The 240-nt window shown below is 28.8% G+C and carries 1 protein-coding gene; it reads left to right on the forward strand.

Translation table 11 applies throughout. The features are described 5' to 3' along the window. The coding region (gene tilS, locus ACY2RW_RS16325; protein WP_490123787.1) for a tRNA lysidine(34) synthetase TilS at window positions 1–199 on the forward strand (199 nt) is incomplete at its 5' end. Between the last annotated feature and the right edge of the window lie 41 nt (window positions 200–240).

Here is a 240-nt window from a genome sequence, read left to right on the forward strand (position 1 = left end):
GTTAGAAGAAGTCCATAAAAAATCAACAGAAAATAACCAAACGATTTATGTTGATAAAAATGCTTTGGTTTTTCCTTTAAAGTTAAGGAAATGGGAAAATGGCGCTTTTTTCTATCCTAAAGGAATGTCTGGAAAAAAGAAACTTCGCAAGTATTTTAAAGACGAAAAATTATCAATTTTAGAAAAAAAAAATACATAGTTGCTTTGCAACGATAACAAAACGATTATTTGGGTAGTTGG

It is taken from the genome of Polaribacter sp. 2305UL8-11, from assembly GCF_058147165.1.